This is a genomic window from Pseudomonas sp. NPDC089401 (assembly GCF_044749485.1).
GTDB lineage: Bacteria > Pseudomonadota > Gammaproteobacteria > Pseudomonadales > Pseudomonadaceae > Aquipseudomonas.
Map to the genome: position 1 here is coordinate 113,424 of NZ_JBIVIA010000009.1, position 19,542 is coordinate 132,965.

16 protein-coding genes and 1 pseudogene are annotated in these 19,542 nt (G+C 54.4%); 11 read left to right on the forward strand and 6 right to left on the reverse strand.

The window, feature by feature from the left end:
- Positions 1-3 precede the first annotated feature (3 nt).
- The 3 genes and pseudogenes from ACIP21_RS20265 to ACIP21_RS20275 form a co-directional block, all read right to left on the reverse strand.
- Positions 4-395: pseudogene (locus ACIP21_RS20265) on the reverse strand (dihydrodipicolinate synthase family protein); the annotation flags it as partial.
- On the reverse strand, positions 379-1,017 hold the full coding sequence (locus ACIP21_RS20270; protein ID WP_400691169.1) for a LysR family transcriptional regulator: 639 nt from the start codon (positions 1,015-1,017) through the stop codon (positions 379-381). The gene ACIP21_RS20270 and the pseudogene ACIP21_RS20265, both read right to left, overlap by 17 nt.
- 62 nt (positions 1,018-1,079) lie before the next feature.
- A complete protein-coding gene (locus tag ACIP21_RS20275) occupies positions 1,080-1,484 on the reverse strand; it encodes a winged helix-turn-helix transcriptional regulator (protein ID WP_400691172.1) in 405 nt (134 codons plus the stop codon).
- Between the two features lie 117 nt (positions 1,485-1,601).
- Here ACIP21_RS20275 and ACIP21_RS20280 point away from each other — a divergent pair, with 117 nt between their 5' ends.
- Positions 1,602-2,603: a zinc-dependent alcohol dehydrogenase family protein gene (locus ACIP21_RS20280; RefSeq protein WP_400691175.1), complete on the forward strand. Its 1,002-nt coding sequence runs from the start codon at positions 1,602-1,604 to the stop codon at positions 2,601-2,603.
- A 423-nt stretch (positions 2,604-3,026) separates the two neighbouring features.
- On the opposite strand, the gene ACIP21_RS20285 is transcribed toward ACIP21_RS20280, so the two are convergent.
- Positions 3,027-3,977 carry a LysR family transcriptional regulator gene (locus ACIP21_RS20285; protein WP_400691178.1) on the reverse strand — a complete coding sequence of 317 codons (951 nt, stop codon included), beginning with the start codon at positions 3,975-3,977 and terminating at the stop codon, positions 3,027-3,029.
- Between the two features lie 114 nt (positions 3,978-4,091).
- Between ACIP21_RS20285 and ACIP21_RS20290 the strand changes: the two genes are divergently transcribed.
- From ACIP21_RS20290 to ACIP21_RS20320, 7 genes are all read left to right on the forward strand, one after another.
- A complete protein-coding gene (locus tag ACIP21_RS20290; RefSeq protein ID WP_400691180.1) occupies positions 4,092-5,273 on the forward strand; it encodes an MFS transporter in 1,182 nt (393 codons plus the stop codon).
- 217 nt (positions 5,274-5,490) lie between these two features.
- Positions 5,491-6,072 carry a cupin domain-containing protein gene (locus tag ACIP21_RS20295; RefSeq protein ID WP_400691183.1) on the forward strand — a complete coding sequence of 194 codons (582 nt, stop codon included), beginning with the start codon at positions 5,491-5,493 and terminating at the stop codon, positions 6,070-6,072.
- Positions 6,073-6,272: 200 nt separating this feature from the next.
- A complete protein-coding gene (locus ACIP21_RS20300; RefSeq protein WP_400691186.1) occupies positions 6,273-7,064 on the forward strand; it encodes an SDR family NAD(P)-dependent oxidoreductase in 792 nt (263 codons plus the stop codon).
- Positions 7,065-7,308: 244 nt separating this feature from the next.
- The gene (locus ACIP21_RS20305; protein ID WP_400691189.1) at positions 7,309-8,907 is read left to right on the forward strand and encodes a purine-cytosine permease family protein; all 1,599 of its coding nucleotides are present in this window, start codon (positions 7,309-7,311) and stop codon (positions 8,905-8,907) included.
- A 76-nt stretch (positions 8,908-8,983) separates the two neighbouring features.
- Entirely contained in the window at positions 8,984-9,352 is a 369-nt protein-coding gene (locus tag ACIP21_RS20310) for an antibiotic biosynthesis monooxygenase family protein (protein WP_400691191.1), read from the forward strand.
- Positions 9,353-9,396: 44 nt separating this feature from the next.
- Positions 9,397-10,554 (forward strand): M20 aminoacylase family protein, encoded by a 1,158-nt coding sequence (locus ACIP21_RS20315; protein ID WP_400691194.1) that lies wholly within the window; start codon positions 9,397-9,399, stop codon positions 10,552-10,554.
- Positions 10,555-10,734: 180 nt separating this feature from the next.
- Positions 10,735-11,415: a GntR family transcriptional regulator gene (locus ACIP21_RS20320; RefSeq protein ID WP_400691197.1), complete on the forward strand. Its 681-nt coding sequence runs from the start codon at positions 10,735-10,737 to the stop codon at positions 11,413-11,415.
- A gap of 99 nt (positions 11,416-11,514) precedes the next feature.
- On the opposite strand, the gene ACIP21_RS20325 is transcribed toward ACIP21_RS20320, so the two are convergent.
- Positions 11,515-12,705 (reverse strand): hypothetical protein, encoded by a 1,191-nt coding sequence (locus tag ACIP21_RS20325; RefSeq protein WP_400691199.1) that lies wholly within the window; start codon positions 12,703-12,705, stop codon positions 11,515-11,517.
- A 610-nt stretch (positions 12,706-13,315) separates the two neighbouring features.
- Positions 13,316-14,245: a tyrosine-type recombinase/integrase gene (locus ACIP21_RS20330; RefSeq protein ID WP_400691202.1), complete on the reverse strand. Its 930-nt coding sequence runs from the start codon at positions 14,243-14,245 to the stop codon at positions 13,316-13,318.
- Between the two features lie 218 nt (positions 14,246-14,463).
- Here ACIP21_RS20330 and ACIP21_RS20335 point away from each other — a divergent pair, with 218 nt between their 5' ends.
- The 3 genes from ACIP21_RS20335 to ACIP21_RS20345 all read left to right on the forward strand — a co-directional run bounded on the left by ACIP21_RS20335 (position 14,464) and on the right by ACIP21_RS20345 (position 19,498).
- Complete coding sequence (locus tag ACIP21_RS20335) at positions 14,464-15,453, forward strand: DNA-binding protein (protein ID WP_400691205.1); 990 nt, start codon at positions 14,464-14,466, stop codon at positions 15,451-15,453.
- 383 nt (positions 15,454-15,836) lie between these two features.
- Complete coding sequence (locus tag ACIP21_RS20340; RefSeq protein WP_400691208.1) at positions 15,837-17,747, forward strand: ATP-dependent nuclease; 1,911 nt, start codon at positions 15,837-15,839, stop codon at positions 17,745-17,747.
- The gene (locus ACIP21_RS20345) at positions 17,747-19,498 is read left to right on the forward strand and encodes a UvrD-helicase domain-containing protein (RefSeq protein ID WP_400691658.1); all 1,752 of its coding nucleotides are present in this window, start codon (positions 17,747-17,749) and stop codon (positions 19,496-19,498) included. The genes ACIP21_RS20340 and ACIP21_RS20345 overlap by 1 nt, the downstream gene beginning before the upstream one ends.
- Positions 19,499-19,542: the final 44 nt, after the last annotated feature.

Below are 19,542 nucleotides of genomic sequence, written 5' to 3' on the forward strand. Positions count from 1 at the left end.
CACTCAACGGGCGATCGACTCAAGCACGCCGTGCAGACGATCCAGGGCCGCGAGACTGCAGGACTGCATAGGCTCACGCAGCTCGTTTCTAATGAACCATTGGCTGTTGAGAGCAGCCTTGATCACTGCAGGGTTCAGTTCGGCAAAGGCTGTCTGAATCCAGGGTAGAAGCTGGTAGAACGTTGCTCGGGCAGCGATGAGGTTACTGGTATCCATCTCGTGCAACAGGCGTAGTAGAGGTCTGCACGAATGTGTGCTGACGCGGAGATGGCGCCAGCACCGCCCAGTGCGAGGTTCGTGAAGATCTGGATGTCTTCACCAGTCAGCACCTCAACCTCTCCATCGTTGATAAGCGCCATCGTCGTATCGATATCACCACTACAGTCCTTCCTGGCCGTTCAGCTGAAATTTCCAGGGCATGATCTGACGACGGTGGTCGATGAGGACATTCACAGCGAAATGACTGGCTAGGTCATCTATCCCGGTAGGTGTCCCATAGCGCTCAATGTAGACAGGCGCCGCACAAGCCACCATAGAAACATTTCCGATGCGCCGTGCAATCAAGCTCGAAGAATCCAGCTCTCCTAAGCGGATGGCACAATCCACACCTCCGGCGATGAGATCTATTTGATGGTCTGTCGAGCCGAGGATTAGCTCAATTTCTGGATATTTGTCCCGAAATGCAGGGAGGGAAGGGATGATAAATGCCTTCGCCAGAGTTACTGGAGCATCTACGCGCAGCTTTCCCCGCGGTGGGCGATTGGGTGAGAACCAAGCGAGAGTGTCCGATAGGTCAGCCAGGTGCTGCTTTGCACGTGCGTAGAACTCTTCACCTTCACGGGTTACGTGAATCCTGCGGGTGGTGCGATGGAGCAGCTGCACACCAAGTTCTTGTTCAAGATTCTGGATGGCCTTGGATAACGCTGGACGGTGCAATTGGAGAGCGTCGGCGGCACGGGTGTAGCTACCTTGCTCCACTACAGCAACGAAGATTTCCATTTCCTCGATCATATTCATGTGTGTGTTTGCCTACAGGCTGTCGCCAGCCAAGTGGGGGGTAAATGCAAAGCTCGTCTGTTCTATCCGACCTGCAGATCCCGGCTGGCCGCCTCGGCTCGATGGCTCTGAATATCATCCAGCAAGTCAGCGTTTGCTTCAGCCCAGTCATAAAGGGCCATCAATGGTTCCACAAACCGTTGGCCTGACTCAGTGAGCGAGTATTCCACCTTGGGCGGCACTACCTCATGCACCTTGCGGGCAATCAGTCGGTCAATCTCAAGCTCTCGCAAGGTCTGTGTGAGCATTTTCTTTGAGATGCCGGGCATGGAGCGCTGAAGCTGACCAGTTCTGAGCGGGCCAAAGCTCAAGACATAGATCACCATCGACGACCATTTTGGAGCCAGTAAGAAATGGATCCGTCGAGGTGGGCATTGCTCACATACAACCAATGGGCTTCCCGGATCGCGAGCAGTTGGGTTTTTCATGGTTACCTCTAGGTGCCTATGATCCAAAAAGGTGCCTAATCGACAGTTTTGCCCTAAGGGCTCAAGCTAACCCTATTCGCTAAGCGAAACACTGTAAACAATAGTTAGGAGATCCGAATGAGCAGTTCCCTCACGATGCGGGCTATGGTGCTGGACGATTACGCTACCGGGACATTGGTGGAGAAGACTGTGCCGCGCCCATCACCACGCGCCGGTGAGGTACTTGTACGGATAGTCGCGAGTGGCGTAAATCCGATCGACAACAAGATTCGTCAAGGACTAGCGCCTTACGCTATGCCAGAGCTCCCAGCAATATTGGGCACTGATTTGGCGGGCGTGATCGCCGAGACGGGGCCTGGTGTGACGGGCTTTCAGGTGGGAGATGAAGTGTTCGGCCTCACCGGGGGTGTCCGGGGCCTGCAGGGCTCTCTGGCTGAATACGCGGCAGTCGACTGTGCGCTTTTAGCACTGAAACCGAAAAACCTCAGCATGCGCGAAGCCGCGGCAATTCCGTTGGTTTTCTTGACGGCGTGGGAAGGCTTGGTGGATCGCGCAGGCATTCATGCAGGGCAGTCCGTACTCGTGAAGGGCGGGGCTGGCGGTGTAGGCCACATGGCTATACAAATTGCAGTTGCACATGGGGCCAAAGCCTATGCAACAGCTTCATCGGCCAAGCAGGAAATCGTAGCAGCCCTGGGAGCTACACCCATCAACTACGGGATCAAGTCGGTTGCCGAGTATGTTCGCGACCACACCAATGGGCGGGGCTTCGACGTGGTTTACGACACTGTCGGTGGTCAGAGTCTGGATGAGTCGCTGATAGCAGCTAAGCCTTATGGGCACGTGGCAAGTTGTGCGGCTTTTGCCGCTCACAATTTAGCTCCAGGCTCGCTCCGCTGTGTCACCCTGTCGGGCATCTTTGTGCTGCTACCGATGCTGAGCGGGGAAGGGCGTACTCATCATGGTGAGATCCTGCGCCAGGCAGCACGTCTCGCAGAGGAAGGTAAACTCAAGCCTTTGATGGATCGCCACAGCTTCACACTTACAGCCGCGCAGGATGCTCATATTGTCCAAGGCTCGGGCAACGCTGTGGGGAAGATCATCGTCGACATCGTTTGAATCCGTCCGGTATCGCAGAACGTCACCTTGTTGGATTCTCCCGGTACCTTTGTCCCATTTGGAGTAGCTATGGCCGATTCCGAAGTCACAGTAATGGAAGCTGTGATGACACGCCGCTCAATCCGGGCATTCCTTCCTCAACCAGTTGATCGCGAGATCCTCTAGGCATCCATCCAAGCCAGATCGAAACAGCTGGTAGTATCTACCGCCCCCAAGAAAACGATATCACGTGGGCAAAACGGGTTTTGGCGGCAGCCGAAGGTCAACGGGGGGTATTCCGATTCGAGGGCCAAATGGTCGATGCCCCCGTCCTGTTGAGCGCGAAGAAGATTCTTGGTATCTGATCGCTAAGTATCCAGCGGCTCAGCTGAGGCGGGCGTCTTCCGGCGTCCGCTTCATTTAGCGGGACATTATCGTGCTTGCTCAACTCTCTTGAGCCTTGGTGATATGCGCCCAAGGCGGGCAACTGGTCGTCACCCCGTCGTAGATCGCGTCAACCAGCGATTTGACCTTGGGGAGGCTCGCCTTACTTTTCAGCCAGGCCAAATTGATCGGTAGCCCGGTGGTGGCAAGCTCCGGCAGAATCTGAATGAGACTCCCTGAAAGCAAATGATCTTGCACTAGCCACGTGGGAAGCTGAGCAATGCCCAAACCAGCTAGTACCATTGCTAGTTGTCCCTCACTATTCCCAATCGCAATCCTTCCCGGCACAACCCGCTGCTCACCATCCTCGAGATGAGATCCGGGAAAATGGAGAGGGTAGACACCGCCATCTGATCGACCATAGAGCACACAGCCAGTGTCATACAGCTCACGCTCCGTCGTCGGCTCCCCGTGCTTGGCCAAGAAGTCTGGAGAAGCACAGAAGATCAGCTGCTGAGTGCCCATCAATCGCCGCTCAACTCCTGCTGGCCAGGTAGCCGGGCCGCCAATACGCACCAATATGTCGATACCGTCCTCGACCTGATCAACAAACCTATCTGTAAGCGTGATGTGGGGCGATAGCAGCTCATGCTCAGACAGGAATTGAGTGATCAACGGAAGGATGCGTAACTTGCCAAATGACGCCGGCAGGTCGATACGCACACGCCCTCGGGGCTCGGCCTGATCGCTGTGCATCTCGATCTCGGCCTCTTCCAGGTTCGCCAGCATTTCCTTACAGGTGCGGTAATAGGTGACACCAGCGTCTGTTAGGCAGAGCTTGCGGGTAGTGCGGTCAAACAGCTTAATTTTCAGCCGTTCCTCAAGCCGCCCGATGCTCTTGCTCACAGCGGATGTTGTGAGGCTCAGCCTATCCGCTGCGGCTGTGAAGCTGGCTGCTTCGGAAACGGCCACAAAGACCGCGATACCTTTCAGGCGTTGCTCCGAAAACAAGGCAACCTCCGATTGTTGAATAAAATTCCGCTAGATGTGTTCCGAAATACCCCAGCTGATCATTTTTGTCTAGGATAGTCTGCTGCCTCGATTCATAGATTTGGAGTAACACTCATGCATTCCACGACTGCACGAGCAGGGGCGGCAGCAGGAGCGCAGGCACGAGGCAGCATACTGATCCTTGCGATCGCAGCTTTCGCCTTGCTGACAACCGAGTTCATCATTCTGGGTGTGTTGCCCGGACTGGCGAAAGATCTCGACATTTCGATTTCCAAAGCGGGTCAGCTAGTCACCATTTTTGCGCTGGCTGTGATGGCCGTCGGGCCATTTTTAACGGCCGCCTTGTCACACCTGGACAGGCGTAAGCTCTTCGTCTCGATTCTGTTGATTTTCTCAGTCTCGAACGGTCTCTCGGCGATTGCTGATGACTTTTGGACGATGGCTCTATCCCGACTATTGGCTGCGGTAGCACTGCCGGTGTTTTGGGGCACCGCAAGCGAAACTGCTGGGCAGTTGGCAGGGAAGGGTAATGAGGGCAAGGCAGTAGCTCAGGTCTACATGGGGATTACTGCTGCTTTCGTTTTCGGCATTCCGCTTGGCACACTGGCTGCCAGTACCGTCGGCTGGAGAGGGACATTCTGGCTGCTAGCAGGCCTTTGTGCCGTGATCGGAACCCTGGCATGGCGCTATCTGCCAACGCTCCCCGAGGCACCGAAGCGCCAAGATGGCGTGCGACAGACCGTAATTCTCAAAGACCCCGCGTTCATTCTGCATGTCGTCTTGTCAGTAATCGTCTTCACCGCGATGTTTACTGCCTACACGTATCTCGCAGACATGCTCGAACGACTTGCTCATGTACCCAGCTCTCATGTGGGATGGTGGCTGATGGGCTTCGGCGCGGTTGGCATGGTCGGTAACGCGCTGGGTGGCAAATTGGTAGACCGCAGCCCGCTACGAGCGACCATCATTCTGCTTCTGATCCTCGGAGCAGGGATGACTGCTGTAGGCCCATCCGCAGCCTATGTGGGCCTATTGGTTATTGCTTTGTGCGCCTGGGGCTTGGCCTACACAGCACTCTTTCCTGTCTGCCAAGTGCGGGTGATGGTTGCAGGCTCGAAGGCTCAAGCGCTTGCAGGCACCATGAATGTGTCCGCCGCAAACGGCGGGATCGCCCTAGGTGCTGCCGTCGGGGGCGCCAGCATCGAGCACCTGGGGCTTGCGTCCTTGGGTTGGGTTGGAGCAGCCATTGCTGCCCTTGCAATCGCACTCGCCCTGATCTTGATGTTGCGACGCTAACCATTGCATTGCTGTCCTATGGGGGCGCAATTTCCGCACCCCATGGGAACCTTCTGTCAGTCCTAGCATGTTGCAGATGCGTAAAAATCAATGACTTAGGATTGTCTGACAATTTTGTCTGCAAAAGATGTTGACGATCTTTCCCCCTCGTGTTTTTATCATTCCAGCTGGTCAAAGAAGTTCATAGCTAATAACAACTGAACGCTAGGAGAGCCAGATGAAAACCATCGAGCTGGAACGCACAGCTCTCAACTCTCGCATTGCGCGATTCAATGAGTTGAGCCCATTGGATATCCAGAAAGATTCATCTATCCCATTACCGGCGAAAGACCTGATTTATTCCAGGAAGCTTATGTCGGTCATTGGTTTGGATCAGGAATCCAAGACGCCTATCAATGCCAACGCTCCAGTCGTCGGCGCCGGCGGAATCACCATCACCTATGCTGCATGCCCACCGGGCACAGGCCCATCGCTCCATGCTCATCACAAAACCTTCGAGACGTTCACCGTTCTGAAGGGGCGCTTTGAGTTCAGTCTGAACGATGATGGCGCCGAAAAGTTCATCCTAGAGCCATTCGACGTCATATCTGTCCCGCCTCGCATCAACCGCTGCTTCCGGTGCATCGATGACGAAGAGGGAATCCTCCAGGTAGTGATTTCAGGTGGCGTGCATGACCTCAATGACATCGACATGGCCCCATCCGTCGGTGAGAAATTGCGCGAATATGGGCCTGAGGTGCATAAGCGTTTTGCCGATGTAGGCTTTACTTTCAATGCTCATAAAAATGGCATTGGTTAAGCGAGGCCAAATCTTCGCAGTTACAAAATCCTGTTGAGCTCTAATAAAAACTCGCAAATAGCGAGATACCTTGCAGAGTGAACTTAATGTTCAATGCAAGTTTTCATCTGCCCATTTTTCGGATGTTGTTGGAGTTGCCACGACCACTCCGACAGCACGACAAGAATACAAAAAGCAAACCGTAAAAGGAGATGATGATCATGGCCACCATGAATTTTCCAGCTGGACACGTTGCTCTTGTCACCGGCGCCGCCGGCGGTATCGGTGCTGCAACCGCAAGGCGATTTGCCGAAGCGGGCGCCGATGTAGTGATTTCCGATGTCACTGAGAGCGTTCACGACCTTGCAAAAACCCTCGCGTCCGTGTTCCCGGATCGTAAGTTCCACTCCGTGATCTGTGACGTTGCTGACGAAGCCTCGGCGCAAAACCTCATCGCGGAAACCAAGGCCAAGTTCGGCCGTCTTGATCATGTGGCACTTGTTGCCGGCATCGTCCAGAAAATCGATTCCGTGGAAAACACCACCTATGCCGAATGGCGTCGCGTCTTCGGTATCAACATTGACGGTGCATTCCTGGTCTCGAAGGCCGCTATCCCGCTGCTTCGTGCAAGCAAAAGCGGAACCATCGTGACGGTGTCCTCTGTCTGGGGGCAATCCGGGCGCGCAGACTTCGCCGCATACTGTTCCTCCAAAGCGGCGCACTCCGGCTTCATTCAATCCCTGGCCAGCGAGTTGGCGCCAGCCATCCGCGTGAATGCGGTCGCACCAGGTCACGTTAAAACCGCCATGCACGAGGTCGCGCTCCAACAGATGTCGGAGGAGTGGAACATGACCAAGGAAGAAGTACGTGCCCAGGAATGGGGTCACATTCCAATGAAAGATGCGGGCGATCCCGCAGCGCTTGCTGATTCGATTGTCTACCTCAGCTCTCCGGCTAGCGCCTACGTCACCGGCACCACCCTCGACGTCAACGGCGGACTGCTCTATCGCTAACCCGCTACGCGTTGATTTCTGACGGAAGTCCTGACATCAACCCTGTCGGCCATTTCATGTGAAGGGCCGACAGGCGGGGAGCCGTTAGTGCGACTGAGCCCACATGTCGCTGACGTTAAGCCAGTCGTACAGCCCCGAGCATGAGGGCTTCTTCCGCTATCCCAGCGTGCACCTTCCAGGGTGCCAATAAAGAATACGAGAGGGCATCTCGATGACTGGGCTCAATAGTGAAAGACCGGTGTCTATGCGTGTGACCTATGAGGATGATCCACGTGTTCAGGCTGAGCAAGCTCTGGACGATTACTCACGCCACGTTGTTCCCCTGACCGCGCGTACGGGTCGTTGGAGCTTGGCGATGACCATGTGGGCCGTTTTGAGCGCTTTGTTCTACCTGTACATCAGCGTGGCAGTTGCACAGGCTGTGGGTACCCTGAATGCGATCGTTGGCATGGTCGTTTCGGTAGCTGTGTATGGCGTAATCAACTACGTCATCGCTCTGCAGGCTATCCGCAATGGTCTGACGGTCGGGCTACTGTCGAGGGGCATCTTCGGCAATATCGGCGGGGTTTTGACCTCGCTTCTGTTTGGAGTAACCACACTTTATTTTGCAGTGTTCGAGGGCTCAATCATTGCGGTAGCACTCCAGCAATACGTGTCTCCTGAGAGCGACATCCGGTGGTGGTATTTGCTAGTCGTCTTGTACGCGCTTCCGCTGGTCATCGGTGGTGTCCAGGTTTGGCTAGACAAGCTGAACGGTGCGCTGTTGCCACTCTGCGTTGCCGGACTTGTGATGATCGTCGTAGCGGCAGGCCAGCAGCATGGATTCAGTTCTAACTTCCTGACGATACCGGCGACTCGGGAGCTGGCGATTCCAGGATGGCTCTGGTCGGTGGTGGTCTACATGGGCGTTTTCGTGAACATGATGTTCACTGCAGACTTTTCCCGCTTTGGTAAGCCTGCGGACACCAAATTCCATGGGTTAGTCACCTTCGGGCCCGTCTTCTACGTGGCGCTCTTCTTGATCAACGGCGTGGCTGGCATCTTCTTGATGAACACCGTCTTCCCAGGGCTGAAAGCAAGTGAGCACGGCATCGCTGAAGCCATTCTGAACGTGTCTGGGCTCCTCGGTCTCATCTTCATTATCGCCAGTCAGACGCGTATCAACTCAGCCAATTACTACCTGGCCTCTGTCAACCTTCAGGGCTTTGCAGCTCGCGCCTTCGGAATCAAATGGCCAAGGCTGGCTTGGGTGGGGATATCGGGCGTCCTGGTTTACATGCTGATGCTCACCAACGTCTTCAGCTACCTGCTGCGAGCGCTGGCATGGCAAGGGGTGGCTGTGACTGCTTGGGTCGCGATCGTGTTGACGCACTACGCAATGGCGCGAAATCAGAAATTCGGCCCTGAGTTTCGACCTGGCCGGGTCAAACACATCCTTCCCGGTGCCTGGGCGCTGCTGGCATCGACTGCATTCGGGATAGGGCTGATCGAGTTCGGTAATTCAGAAAGCTGGTATGTGCTCACTGCGCCAATCCTGATTGCTTTGATTGCATCGGCTGCATATGCCCTTGCCACGACATTGGGCGGAGGAAAGCCACTCCATCGTCTTCACGACCCCAGGGAGTCGGTAGATGACGTGTGGAAGGCCCGAATCGAATGCCATGTCTGCAATCGCTCTTACACCGCGTTGGAAATGGACTGTGATCCCACTGCGAATCAGTCCCCTATTTGCGCAGGCTGCGCTGAGGGCAATACCGCATTTCTGCGGGCAACCCGCGATGAGTCCAGCTGGTTGCTATCACCAGTAACCGGAAAGCTCACTGTGCCCAAGCACACTCACTAGGAGCGGTTGGCTGCAGAGGCTCGGTGGCATCCGCGACGTACCCTGCAGCCCCTCGTGATACCCAAAGGCTGATGACATGCAACGCAAAACGGCAACACCTGCGAGTCAATCCACCACCGTAGTCCTGACCCTGATCAGCGTCCCGGGTAGGTACCGTGAACTCTTGGATGTCTTTGACGAGCTCAAAGTGCTGGAGAAATCAATGGCTGTACCTGGCGCCATCGATACCTGGCTTGCCCAGGATGCAGAACAGCAAGATCAAATCTACGTATTCACACGCTGGGGCAAGCCTTCGGACTATGACGGCTGGCTTAAGCATCCAGACCGGGCGGTCATCGTCCAGCACTTGCTTCCGTTGCTTGCGGTAGCCCCAACCATCCGGATCCATGTACCTCCAGAACATTCAGGGTCGCTGCACAGCGTTGCACCAGAGCAGCACCCATAACGGCCTGATGTAGCGATTACATAAGATTTTTGAAGGAGTCGGTAATGAACGAAGCACTCGAAGAGCTGAAGCGGAACGTCGGTGACATGAAGGGGTGGCTCCACCACCTTCATCGCCATCCCGAGCTCGCTTTTGGAGAAAACCAAACCTCGCGATTCATTGCAGACCTGCTCAAGGATTGGGGGTATGAGGTTGTAGAGGGCGTTGGGAAAACCGGAGTAGTGGCCACGCTGCGTGTAGGCACCGGCGAGCGATCGATTGGTCTGCGTGCCGATATGGACGCACTTCCCATTCAGGAAGGCGACGCGCTCGATTACAAGAGCCAGCACGATGGCGTCGCTCACCTGTGTGGGCATGACGCCCACTCCACCATGCTCCTGGGCGCAGCCGAGTACCTGGCTCGAACCAAAAACTTCGATGGCACCCTGCGTCTGATTTTCCAGCCCGCAGAAGAAACCATGGGAGGCAGCCCCGCCATGATTAACGACGGGTTGTTTGAGCGCTTCCCGGTGGACACCGTCTTTGCCTTGCACAATATGCCAGGGTTGGAGCAGGGGAAGTTCTACTTCCGCGACGGGGAAATCATGGCAGCGGTGGACAACTGGGAGGTCGAGCTGAAGGGGAAAGGCAGCCACGGCGCCATGCCGGAATTGGGCATCGACACCATCGTCGCTGGCGCCTCATTGGTCATGGCACTGCAAACGATCGTCTCGCGCAATGTCTCACCGTATAACCGCGCAGTAGTGACCATCGGCGCGTTTCAAGCCGGCCACGCTGCCAACGTTGTAGCGGAGAAGGCCATCCTGAGACTGTCTATCCGCACAACCACGAATGAAGATCGTCAAATGGTGCTCGACAAGGTGCGCTCGCTCGTCAAAACCCAAGCTGAAGGCTTTGGGTGCACCTATGAAATCCGTGAAGGCGTAGCGGGTGCGCTCCTGCTCAACGACCCAGGCGAGACTGCAAGGGCCGCAGCGATCGCCACCGAAGCCTTCGGCGAGTCGAATGTTGTTTACCCGGGGCCTAGCATTCTCGGAAGTGAGGACTTCGCATTCATGCTGCAGAAGAAGAAGGGAACCTACTGCTTCTTGGGCAACGGAGATACTGCCATGGTGCACAACCCGAACTACGTGTTTGACGACAAAAACCTTCCTGTAGGCGCTGCCTATTGGGTTGCGATGGCAGAGTCATACCTGAAGTGACGGCGAAGCAAGGGTCACATGGCCACTGGTGGGTGACCCTTCAATCGTTGTACCGTATAGGCAGTAGATTGCCTTTCTGTGTCAGGGCCTTAGCTAGAGACCTTCACATCATCAGCTAAGTGACTCGCCTGCTGGACTGGCATTTCAGGCCGAGACCCAATGCCTCGGAGTCACATAACAATGGATTTGAGTCTCATGGTGGAAATGCCCTCCAACTCGCCTGTTTCATTGGCGGTAAATCACATTCTCGAGCAGATACGTCTGGGGCAGATATCAGGCGGGCATCGCCTGGTTGAAGCTGATCTCGCTGCGGAGCTCGATATTGGGCGCAGCTCCATACGTGAGGCGCTGCGCATCCTCGCCGGCGATGGGGTGATCGAGATCATTCCCCACAAAGGCGCCGCAGTTCGACGACTCAATGAGGCTGACCTCATCCAGATTTACGAGGCCTTGTCCGGCATGCATTGGACGTCGGCCAGGATATGTGCACGAAACTCGGCTAACCCGCACCTTCGCGAAACGCTCACAGCGGCGTGTCATCGGCTTACCCAAGTCCGAAAGGCGGAGGATCACCTCAGCTGGTTCCTGGCCCTGGGTGACTACCATCGCGAGCTTAACCACCTTACCGAAAATGCAATCCTCACCCGGGAGCACGATCGGATGAGGAACGTCCATTTCCATCGCGAGCTTACGCGGTACATCGCCATCCAGAACTGGGACAGGTACTTGTCGACCTACCAGGCTTTGACGGATGCAATTTTGTCAGGGGAGGGTGATCGTGCTGGTGCAATCATCGCTGGTCACATCGACACGATCCTTGAGCTTCTGCGCAGACCTGAGAAGCCTGCGATTTATCAGTAATCTGCTGGCTAGATTAGACATTTGCGGACGGTGATGCCGCAACTGCGTAAGTCATTCCAGCCGTCGAAGCTATTGGTCATAACGCTGATCTCACAAAAATTAAGCAGACTGAGAGGTCAGCTCTTGGACAGCTAGCAGTTGAATTACTTTCGAGTGATCTGCAGCGTGCCAATTTGGCACCATACCGCCGAAAGCCTCATCGCCACTCAAGATGAAGTCGTCCCCAAGAATGATTGGAGGGCGTTTCGGTAGGCCAATTTGGGTAAAGGCCAGGGTTCTCTGCTCCATAAGCCAGCGATTATTTTCGATCAGAGCAGGGATTGCGCTGTGGAAATAATCAGGCCCCTTAATCTGCTTTATTTCAGATACAAAATGGTCGTGGCTCCGCTCAAAAAATTCAGCTTGGCGTTTGCGCCAGAATGCCACCAGGTCAAAAATTAAGTCATCACTGAAAGGTAGTGAGCCACCATGTGAACGATGTGCTAGCTCAGCCACGGCGTTATGAATCAACGCCGCCTCAGGGCTGACACCAGCTATAAGCCGCATTTGCTCAGCAGCAACGACCGCACCGTTTCCGTATCGCTTCTTCCCCAGCCCATTTTCGACCCGCCGACAACTTTCTTTCAGCATTTGAGGTGGCATGTTAAGCAGTAATGTACAAATTCCCGCGGCAAGCGAAATTCCATGAGCGCCCTCAGGCTGGCGTGCTGCAATCGATACCGCATGAGTGATGGCGTGGTATTCAGGGGCAGTTGAGTCCTGCATGAGCATGAGCGCTTTACCTTCAGCTTCACGGCGCGCTCCATGCGGCAGGCCCTCCTGCAGAAACAGTGGCAACACGTCCCGTTGCTCCTGGTAGACGGCACAGGTCTCTAACAGGCTCCCCAGATAAACCGGCGACTTGAACAAGACATTACTTCTAGTACGATCGGCCTTGCCGAAGAAGCACAAGGAAATATGCTCGATGCGTTCGTGATGATTGGGAACACTGTGACTGAAATCAACTTGCCATGGATAGCGGTTGGATAAATCTTGTTTAACACTTCGTTCAATAAAGTGATTTAGCGAAATGTCTCGCTTTAGCGTCTTGATCGCAGCATTACCAGCGTCAGGATTTTCAAGAAGTCGAAAAATTGCCTTAAGCGTGGCTAACCCTCGGATCGAGCAATTCATATCTATCCAATGGCGCGTTTCGTGAACCAGCGGTGCCAGTATATTTTCTGCACCATCGGCGATGACTAGGCCTGCATCCCATTCCGGCTCGCGAATCGATTTAACGAGTTTCGCCAAGTGCGGCTCTTCAACCCGCTTGAGTACGATGGTTTGAGTTAGGTGGTTGTACGTAGCTTTACTGCTGGTATTTAGGCTAACGCCAAGCATTGGATGAGAACCTGAGCTATTCCAGAAAATAGTATCATCTTACAGGAAGGCAGAGCTTGCAGCTATAGAATATATGTTTCTAAACGAGCTTTTTAAGAAGAATTAATCTTGATACATGAGGCAAAATTTAGGCGCATCTAACAACCAAGATATTGTTCTGAATGTCGTACTTTAGAATCCCTCCCTAAGCGGTCGGCTTGTGAGTACAAGCCTATCGGTTAGCTCATTACTACGAGCCACCTAACTAAGTTAGCGATGGCAGATTTGGCACGCGACCACTGGGTTGCTTACTATGTAAAATCCACCTAAGGCCAATCGCTTGACATGAGGCGCCTCCAGAAAAGTCAGTCCGATTAGATTTACAAATGGCACGGGCTTGTGACAATGCTCACCCCCCCCCCTCTGAATTTATGAAGTACGAAGGCGACTACTTCTGCATATCGAAACTCCGGGTTACGCTCACCGCAAATAGTTCGGCGATCTTGCGGTACACTGCGTTAGTCTTGTCACCTAGCATCGTTCATCCTTCCAGCTTTCTAATGAGCCCACCAAACTGCTGAGCGGGCTCCACATAGCGGAGTGCTGACTTCATATCACTCCAACCCACGTACTCCATTAGTGTTTTGATGTCCCATCCCGAACTCGCTGCCCATGTGGCAAAGCCACGTCGGATCGAGTGAGCACTGTAAATCTGGGATGGTAAGCCGCAGCGTTCAAGTGTGTCGCGAAGAAGAGGGATGAGGCTGTGAGCGGCAAGCGGTCTCTCGCTGATGTTGCCCCAGCGATCAATCCCCCTAAATACGCCACCGCTTGTCAGGCCGGCGACTTCAATCCAATTCAGGTAGGCCTCAACGGGGCAGAGCTTGCTCAATGAAGGGGTCTTGTACTCGCGACCTATGTTCTGTCGATCCCCTTTGCTGGATCCCAAGTAAAACCTTATGCCCACGTAGCGTTCAGCTTGGGTGTTTTCGAGTGTCAGTCTAGAGAGCTCGTCCCCGCGGAAGCCCCGCCAAAATCCGATCGTGAGCAGTGCGATGTCCCGAGTCGCTTTCAGCAAGGCAGCCATGTTGCCGTCGGCCCTTGCCCGAGCAATCTCGTCTTCGAGGTGAGCTACGGCCTTCTCAAGCTGCACCAGAGGCAGTGGTGCAGCTTGTTTTTGCTGAGCAGGATGAAGCGCCCGAATGCCTTTCAGCAGTTGCCTTACCTTCGGAGCTTTAGTGGGGTCAGGGAATCCGTTGCTTTGGTGCCAGTTGGCAAGCGCAGCCAGGCGCTGCCTGAGCGTACTGAGCGCCAGCTGGTCAGCGTACTCGGCGATGTACCGCACGACTGACTCGGTGGTAGTGGGCAGAAACCCGCCCCAGGTGACTTCGTAGTGGTTGAGGGCGGCCGCGTAGCTCTTGGACGTGTTCTGACGAACGCTCGCCTCTAGGTATCTATCTGCCTTGCTCACGTCTCCTACCACCTGATTTCCCCGTATCGAGCCATCGGTGGCTCGCTTTCGCCATTTGTACCGCCTTCTTGGGCATTCTACCCCTCCACCAAGGCCTGACAAGCCATAAACTTCGATTATATCTTGCCAGTTGTCGGCAAATTCCCAGCAGGTTTGATCATTTTCGTATTATGTAATCGCATGACATGTGACATGACACGAAATAGTTCGGAGGGCGTATGGCCCGTGGCGGCGTTAACCTAGCGGTGGTGCAGAAGGCGCGGAACAGCCTGCTAATGCGTGGTGTTTATCCCAGCATTGATGCAGTCCGGGTTGAGATTGGAAATACGGGATCAAAGACCACGATCGCTCGGTATTTAAAGCAGCTGGAATCACCAGGATCAGAAGCGAACCCTCGTGAACGCATGAGCGGCGCGCTGCGCGGGGTCGTCGAAAGCTTGTTGGATCAAGTCCAGGAGGAGGGCAGCCAGGCCTTTCTTGAGGCACGAGCAGAGTTCGAGCAGGAGCGTAAGTTAATGGTCTCCCGAACCGAGGCACTTGAGACCGAGCTCGATGAACTCAAGCTCCGTTTCAGTGCGCAAGGAGATGTCTTGACTGCTCAAACTGAAGAGCTCAAAACCACTCAGTCCACACTGCAGACTGAGATCACGCGCAACGCTAGGCTCAGCCAGAGCTGCACTGATTTAGAGGTGCGGGTACTAGAGAAGGATGGGCAGATCCAGTCCTTGGAGCAAAAGCATACACACGCCCGGGAGGCCCTCGAACACTATCGTGCTTCAGTTAAGGAGCAGCGAGACCAGGATCTGAGCCGCCATGAATCCCAGGTCTATCAGATTCAGCAAGAGCTGACAGTCATCCAGCAGACACTAATGGTTAAGCAAGAGGAGATCAGTCGACTCATTCGTGACAATGAGCGATTGATTGGCGAGAGTCGCCAGCAGACCAAAGAGGTTTCGCAGCAGCGAGATGCTCTCGAGCGCTTGAAAAGAGATCTCGACATCGCCAACGCAGCAATTGCTCGAGGCGAAGGCGCCAAGGAGCTTTTGACACAGCAATTGGAGGCGAAAACCAAGGAAGTAATCGACGTACGATCGGATGCTACAGCAGGCCAGCAGCGAGAAAGCGAATTGGTCAGAAGGCTTGATGAAGCTGAAGCGGAGCTCAGCACCTACCGTACCGCCAAGGAAGTTGACGACCCCGATCGCTAGCGCCCTAAGCAGTAAAAACTCATTCCATGCTGGGGTTGCTTGGAGTGATGCCCCCATCAAGGAGGTCGAGAAGGCGCTTGCATCGGTATGAGCACTCAGCGCCAGGTTGGCTGGCCATAGGGCTGCAAGGCAATATTGCTGACATTGCCTTGAGCTCACAGATGCTGGGTGGCCCCAAACCTAGATCAGCAGGGCCATCGCTGGCGCAAACCACGCCAGCAGGTACTGCAGCACGTAAAAAGGCCCATTCATAAACGAATGTCGTCTCTCTTGGAATGAAGGCTATATGGCATCATCATTCATATCGCTTTGTCAGTTGGACTCGAGTCCTTTACCAATTTGCCGTGTGCGCCACTCCATTTTTAGGTTAGGAAAGGAATTTCATGTACCTACGCACCCTAGACATTCAGGGCTTCAAATGCTTTGGTGAACCCTTCACGATCGAATTCCACGACGGTCTCAACGTGCTCGTGGGCGAAAATGGGGCCGGCAAGACTGGTGTGATTGCTGCAGTTCGCCAGTTGTTCAATGACTCAGAGTCTGGAAAACGACTCATCAACGAACGAGATTTTCACCGCGGGTTCGATGAGGCGTCAGTAGCAGCACAATCGATCGAGATCCAAGCTACCTTCTCTGACCTGGATCAAGATGACGCCGTCGCGTTCCGCGACTGGTGCGGCACACGGGACGAAGCGAAGCTCACATTTACCGCCCTCAACGTGGAATCCCGCGGCCGATTTAAAACCAATCTCTATGGGGGCGAAATGCGAGGGGCGGCGCTAGAAGCCGAGACTCTCGACCTCATTCATTGCATTTACTTGCCTCCGCTACGTGATGCCGAAACAAAGCTTAGGGATGGTCGCCAGTCTCGTCTGGCCCGACTGTTAAAAGCGCTGTGCCGCAAAGAGCTCGATATAGCGAGGAGGGAGGGAAAACCTCACCCTTTGGAGGAGCGAGTCGGAGCGTTCAACCAAGAGCTTTCCGAAAGCGATAAATATGCTATCAAGCAAGCCAACGAGCGCATTGGCAAGAGCCTTAGGGCTGCGTTGGGAATGCACCTGTCTCAGAGCACACTGATCCAGTTTTCGGAGGTTAGCTTCTCTCGCATCGTTGAAGGCTTGCGACTGCTTTATTTCCCGAACCTGTCCAAAGCCGAGGCTACTCAATTCCGCGCGCTGGAAGAGAACAGCCTGGGTTACAACAATTTGCTTTACATCGCTTCCATTTTGGCAGAGCTGACCTTGGAAGTAGAGGAGGAACGGGGAGAGGAAACCTACCTGCGCCTCCTGCTGATTGAGGAGCCCGAGGCTCATCTTCATCCCCAGTTGCAGATTCGTCTACTCAAGCATCTGAGTGCCATGGCTAAGGATAAGGGCATCCAGGTGATCATCACTACCCACTCCACGGTCATCTCATCAGCAGTATCGGTCGACGAAATCATTCATCTCTCCAATGCCGGCTGCCCTGTCGCGGTTCCCCTTCGAACATGCGGACTTCCCGAAACCAGCCGAAAATTCATTGACCGCTGGCTCGATGTCACCAAGTCAAACCTGCTTTTTTCTAAGGGCTCCATCCTCGTTGAGGGGATTGCCGAAGCGATGGTGATCCCAGAGCTAGCCAAGCGAGTGCTTGCCCAGTACGGCGAGGGCATGAACACCCTTGAGGACTATGGAGTCTCCGTCATCAACCTGGGCGGCATCTACTTCAAACACTTCATGCAGCTTTTCTGCGATGTGAGTGAGGAGAGCACAGGCAAAAACGTGCCGGTGCGTTGTGCGGGTCTGACCGATAAAGACCCGCCCAAGACAATCAAGGTTGACGGCGACGGCGAAAAGAAGATTTCGATTGACTATGTGCCGCATGACGACGATCTGAGGGATGGTGATAACCATGCGCTCGCCCTGACCGCCAAAATTGCTCAATCGCAGTTCGGTCGGCTTTACGCCGGCAAGTACAAGACTTTCGAATACGACATCGCGATGGAAGGTGCGAACCTTCAGGTTATGTTCAAGGTAGCTGCCGACCTGTGGCCAACCCAAGGAGAACGAGGCACGGTTGCACCTGCATTACGAGCAAATGCTGAGCTGCCTTTTAACGAAATGACGAGCCCTGAGCGGGCTCAATTCGCTTTTTCCCTGCTTGACCGCATCGATTCAGACGATATTGGTAAGGGTATGTACGCCCAATCATTCGCTGAAGCGATACAGACTCATGACGGCGACTTCGTCATTCCAGCCTACATCCGTGACGCCATTCTCTGGGCGTGTGGAGTTGATGAAGCACCAGCCAAATGATCAAGCTTACTGACGAACAGAGAGCTTACGTTGGCGCGCCACTAGACCAGCATATTTACCTCAACGCTTGCCCCGGCAGTGGCAAGACTGAGGTTGTCGCAGCTATGGTCGCCAAGGTCGTCGAGGAGTGGGCTGATTTCCCCGCAGGGATCGCGGTCTTAACCTTCTCTAATAGCGCAACGGACGAGCTGAAGGACAGGCTGGCACGACACCTAGGAGAGCCACTAGGCTTTCCCCATGTGGTTTCCACCTTTGACAGTTTTGTCCATTCTCGGATGGTCGCAAGCATCGCCAGCGAGGTCACTGAATTCCCCGGGAGGGACGGTGACTCGCGGATTAGGATCTTGGAAAACAGGGCGGACATCATCCATACGCGCACCAAGATCTGTGGTCGTACAATTTCCGCCTGCAAGTACAGCTACGACCTTCATACCAATCGGTTCAAGTTTTCCACCGGGGTGCGTACCAGGGACACGCAGCTCAACGCTGAGAAAATCGGTAAGGCTACGCGCGATGATCTGATCGACACGAAGAAGCGTCTTTGGGCTGCGGGTTTTGCGACTTATGCAGACGTAGACATCATCGCCTTAGCGGCTCTTAAGAGACCAACTCTCGCGGGATATTTCCAGCGTTTGGCGAAGCGATTTCGCTTGGTCGTTGTCGACGAGTGCCAAGATCTTTCAGCAGAACAGCTAGCAATTGTGCGTAAGCTAGATGAGCTTGGCGTCAAATTCCATTTCGTAGGCGATCTGAATCAGTCGATCTATGGGTTCAGAAAATCCAACCCGGAAAATGTTAGAGCTCTCCTTGCTGACCTGCATTTCGCAGAGCTACCCCTGACTGCGAACTGGAGAAGCGGGCAACCGATTGTGGATCTGTGCAGTGACTTAGTGCAGGTTAATCGAATTTCGGGCAACCCAACCATCTCACCCGTGAGGCCTCTTCTGCTCCAATACGAAAAATGTCCTTCAGAGCTTCTTCCGAAAATCATTGAGCTCACCAAGGGGTACAAAGAGGTAGTCGTTGTCGCTCGCGGATACAGCACCCTGCAGCGCTTTCGGAAAGGTGACGATTTCAAAGGAACTGAAGCTTTGGCGCTCGCTTGCGTTTCGGCCACGAGCGGGAGCAACGTTGAGTTGAACGTCGCCATTGGTCTATTTTCGGAGTGGCTGACAGAAAAAATATCTCTTCAGGTTACTAGGTCAGGCCCTTACTGCCCTGTGGCCATCGAGTCCAAGCTAGCCTGGCGCAAATTCATTCACGAATGCTTGAAATACTTAGTGGCCGCTGGCGCTGGCAATCTAGCACTGACCTGGAAGCAGTGGGCAGCTACTGCCAAACGAGCTTTGCATGCGCTTCCAGATCAGACCTTCGTCTTGGCAGAAATTAAGTCAGAGCTTGAGCCACTCAGGGATCTCCCCCTGAGAGCACCCGACAATCAAGGGGGTACTCCACTTGGCGCACGCCTTAGCAAAGGCGTTGGTCAGCAAGCCGTTGTAGATGTTTTGCGCTACGAAACCATCCATCAAGTTAAAGGCGAAACCCATGATGCGACGATAGTCGTGTCGTCACTTAAAAAGGGCATTCACCTCTCCCATTGGAAGGAGTGGCTTGCCGATCCAAAGTCTGAGGGCGCGCGGTTCGCTTACGTGGCGAGCTCACGCCCGCGCCATATGCTCATCTGGGCAGTTAAGAAACTCAAGGCTACAGACAAAGACACCCTCACCCGATTGGGATTTGAACTCGCTTGAAGCCTAGCGAGTTAACACCAGACCTGACGCTTACTGATCAAGGA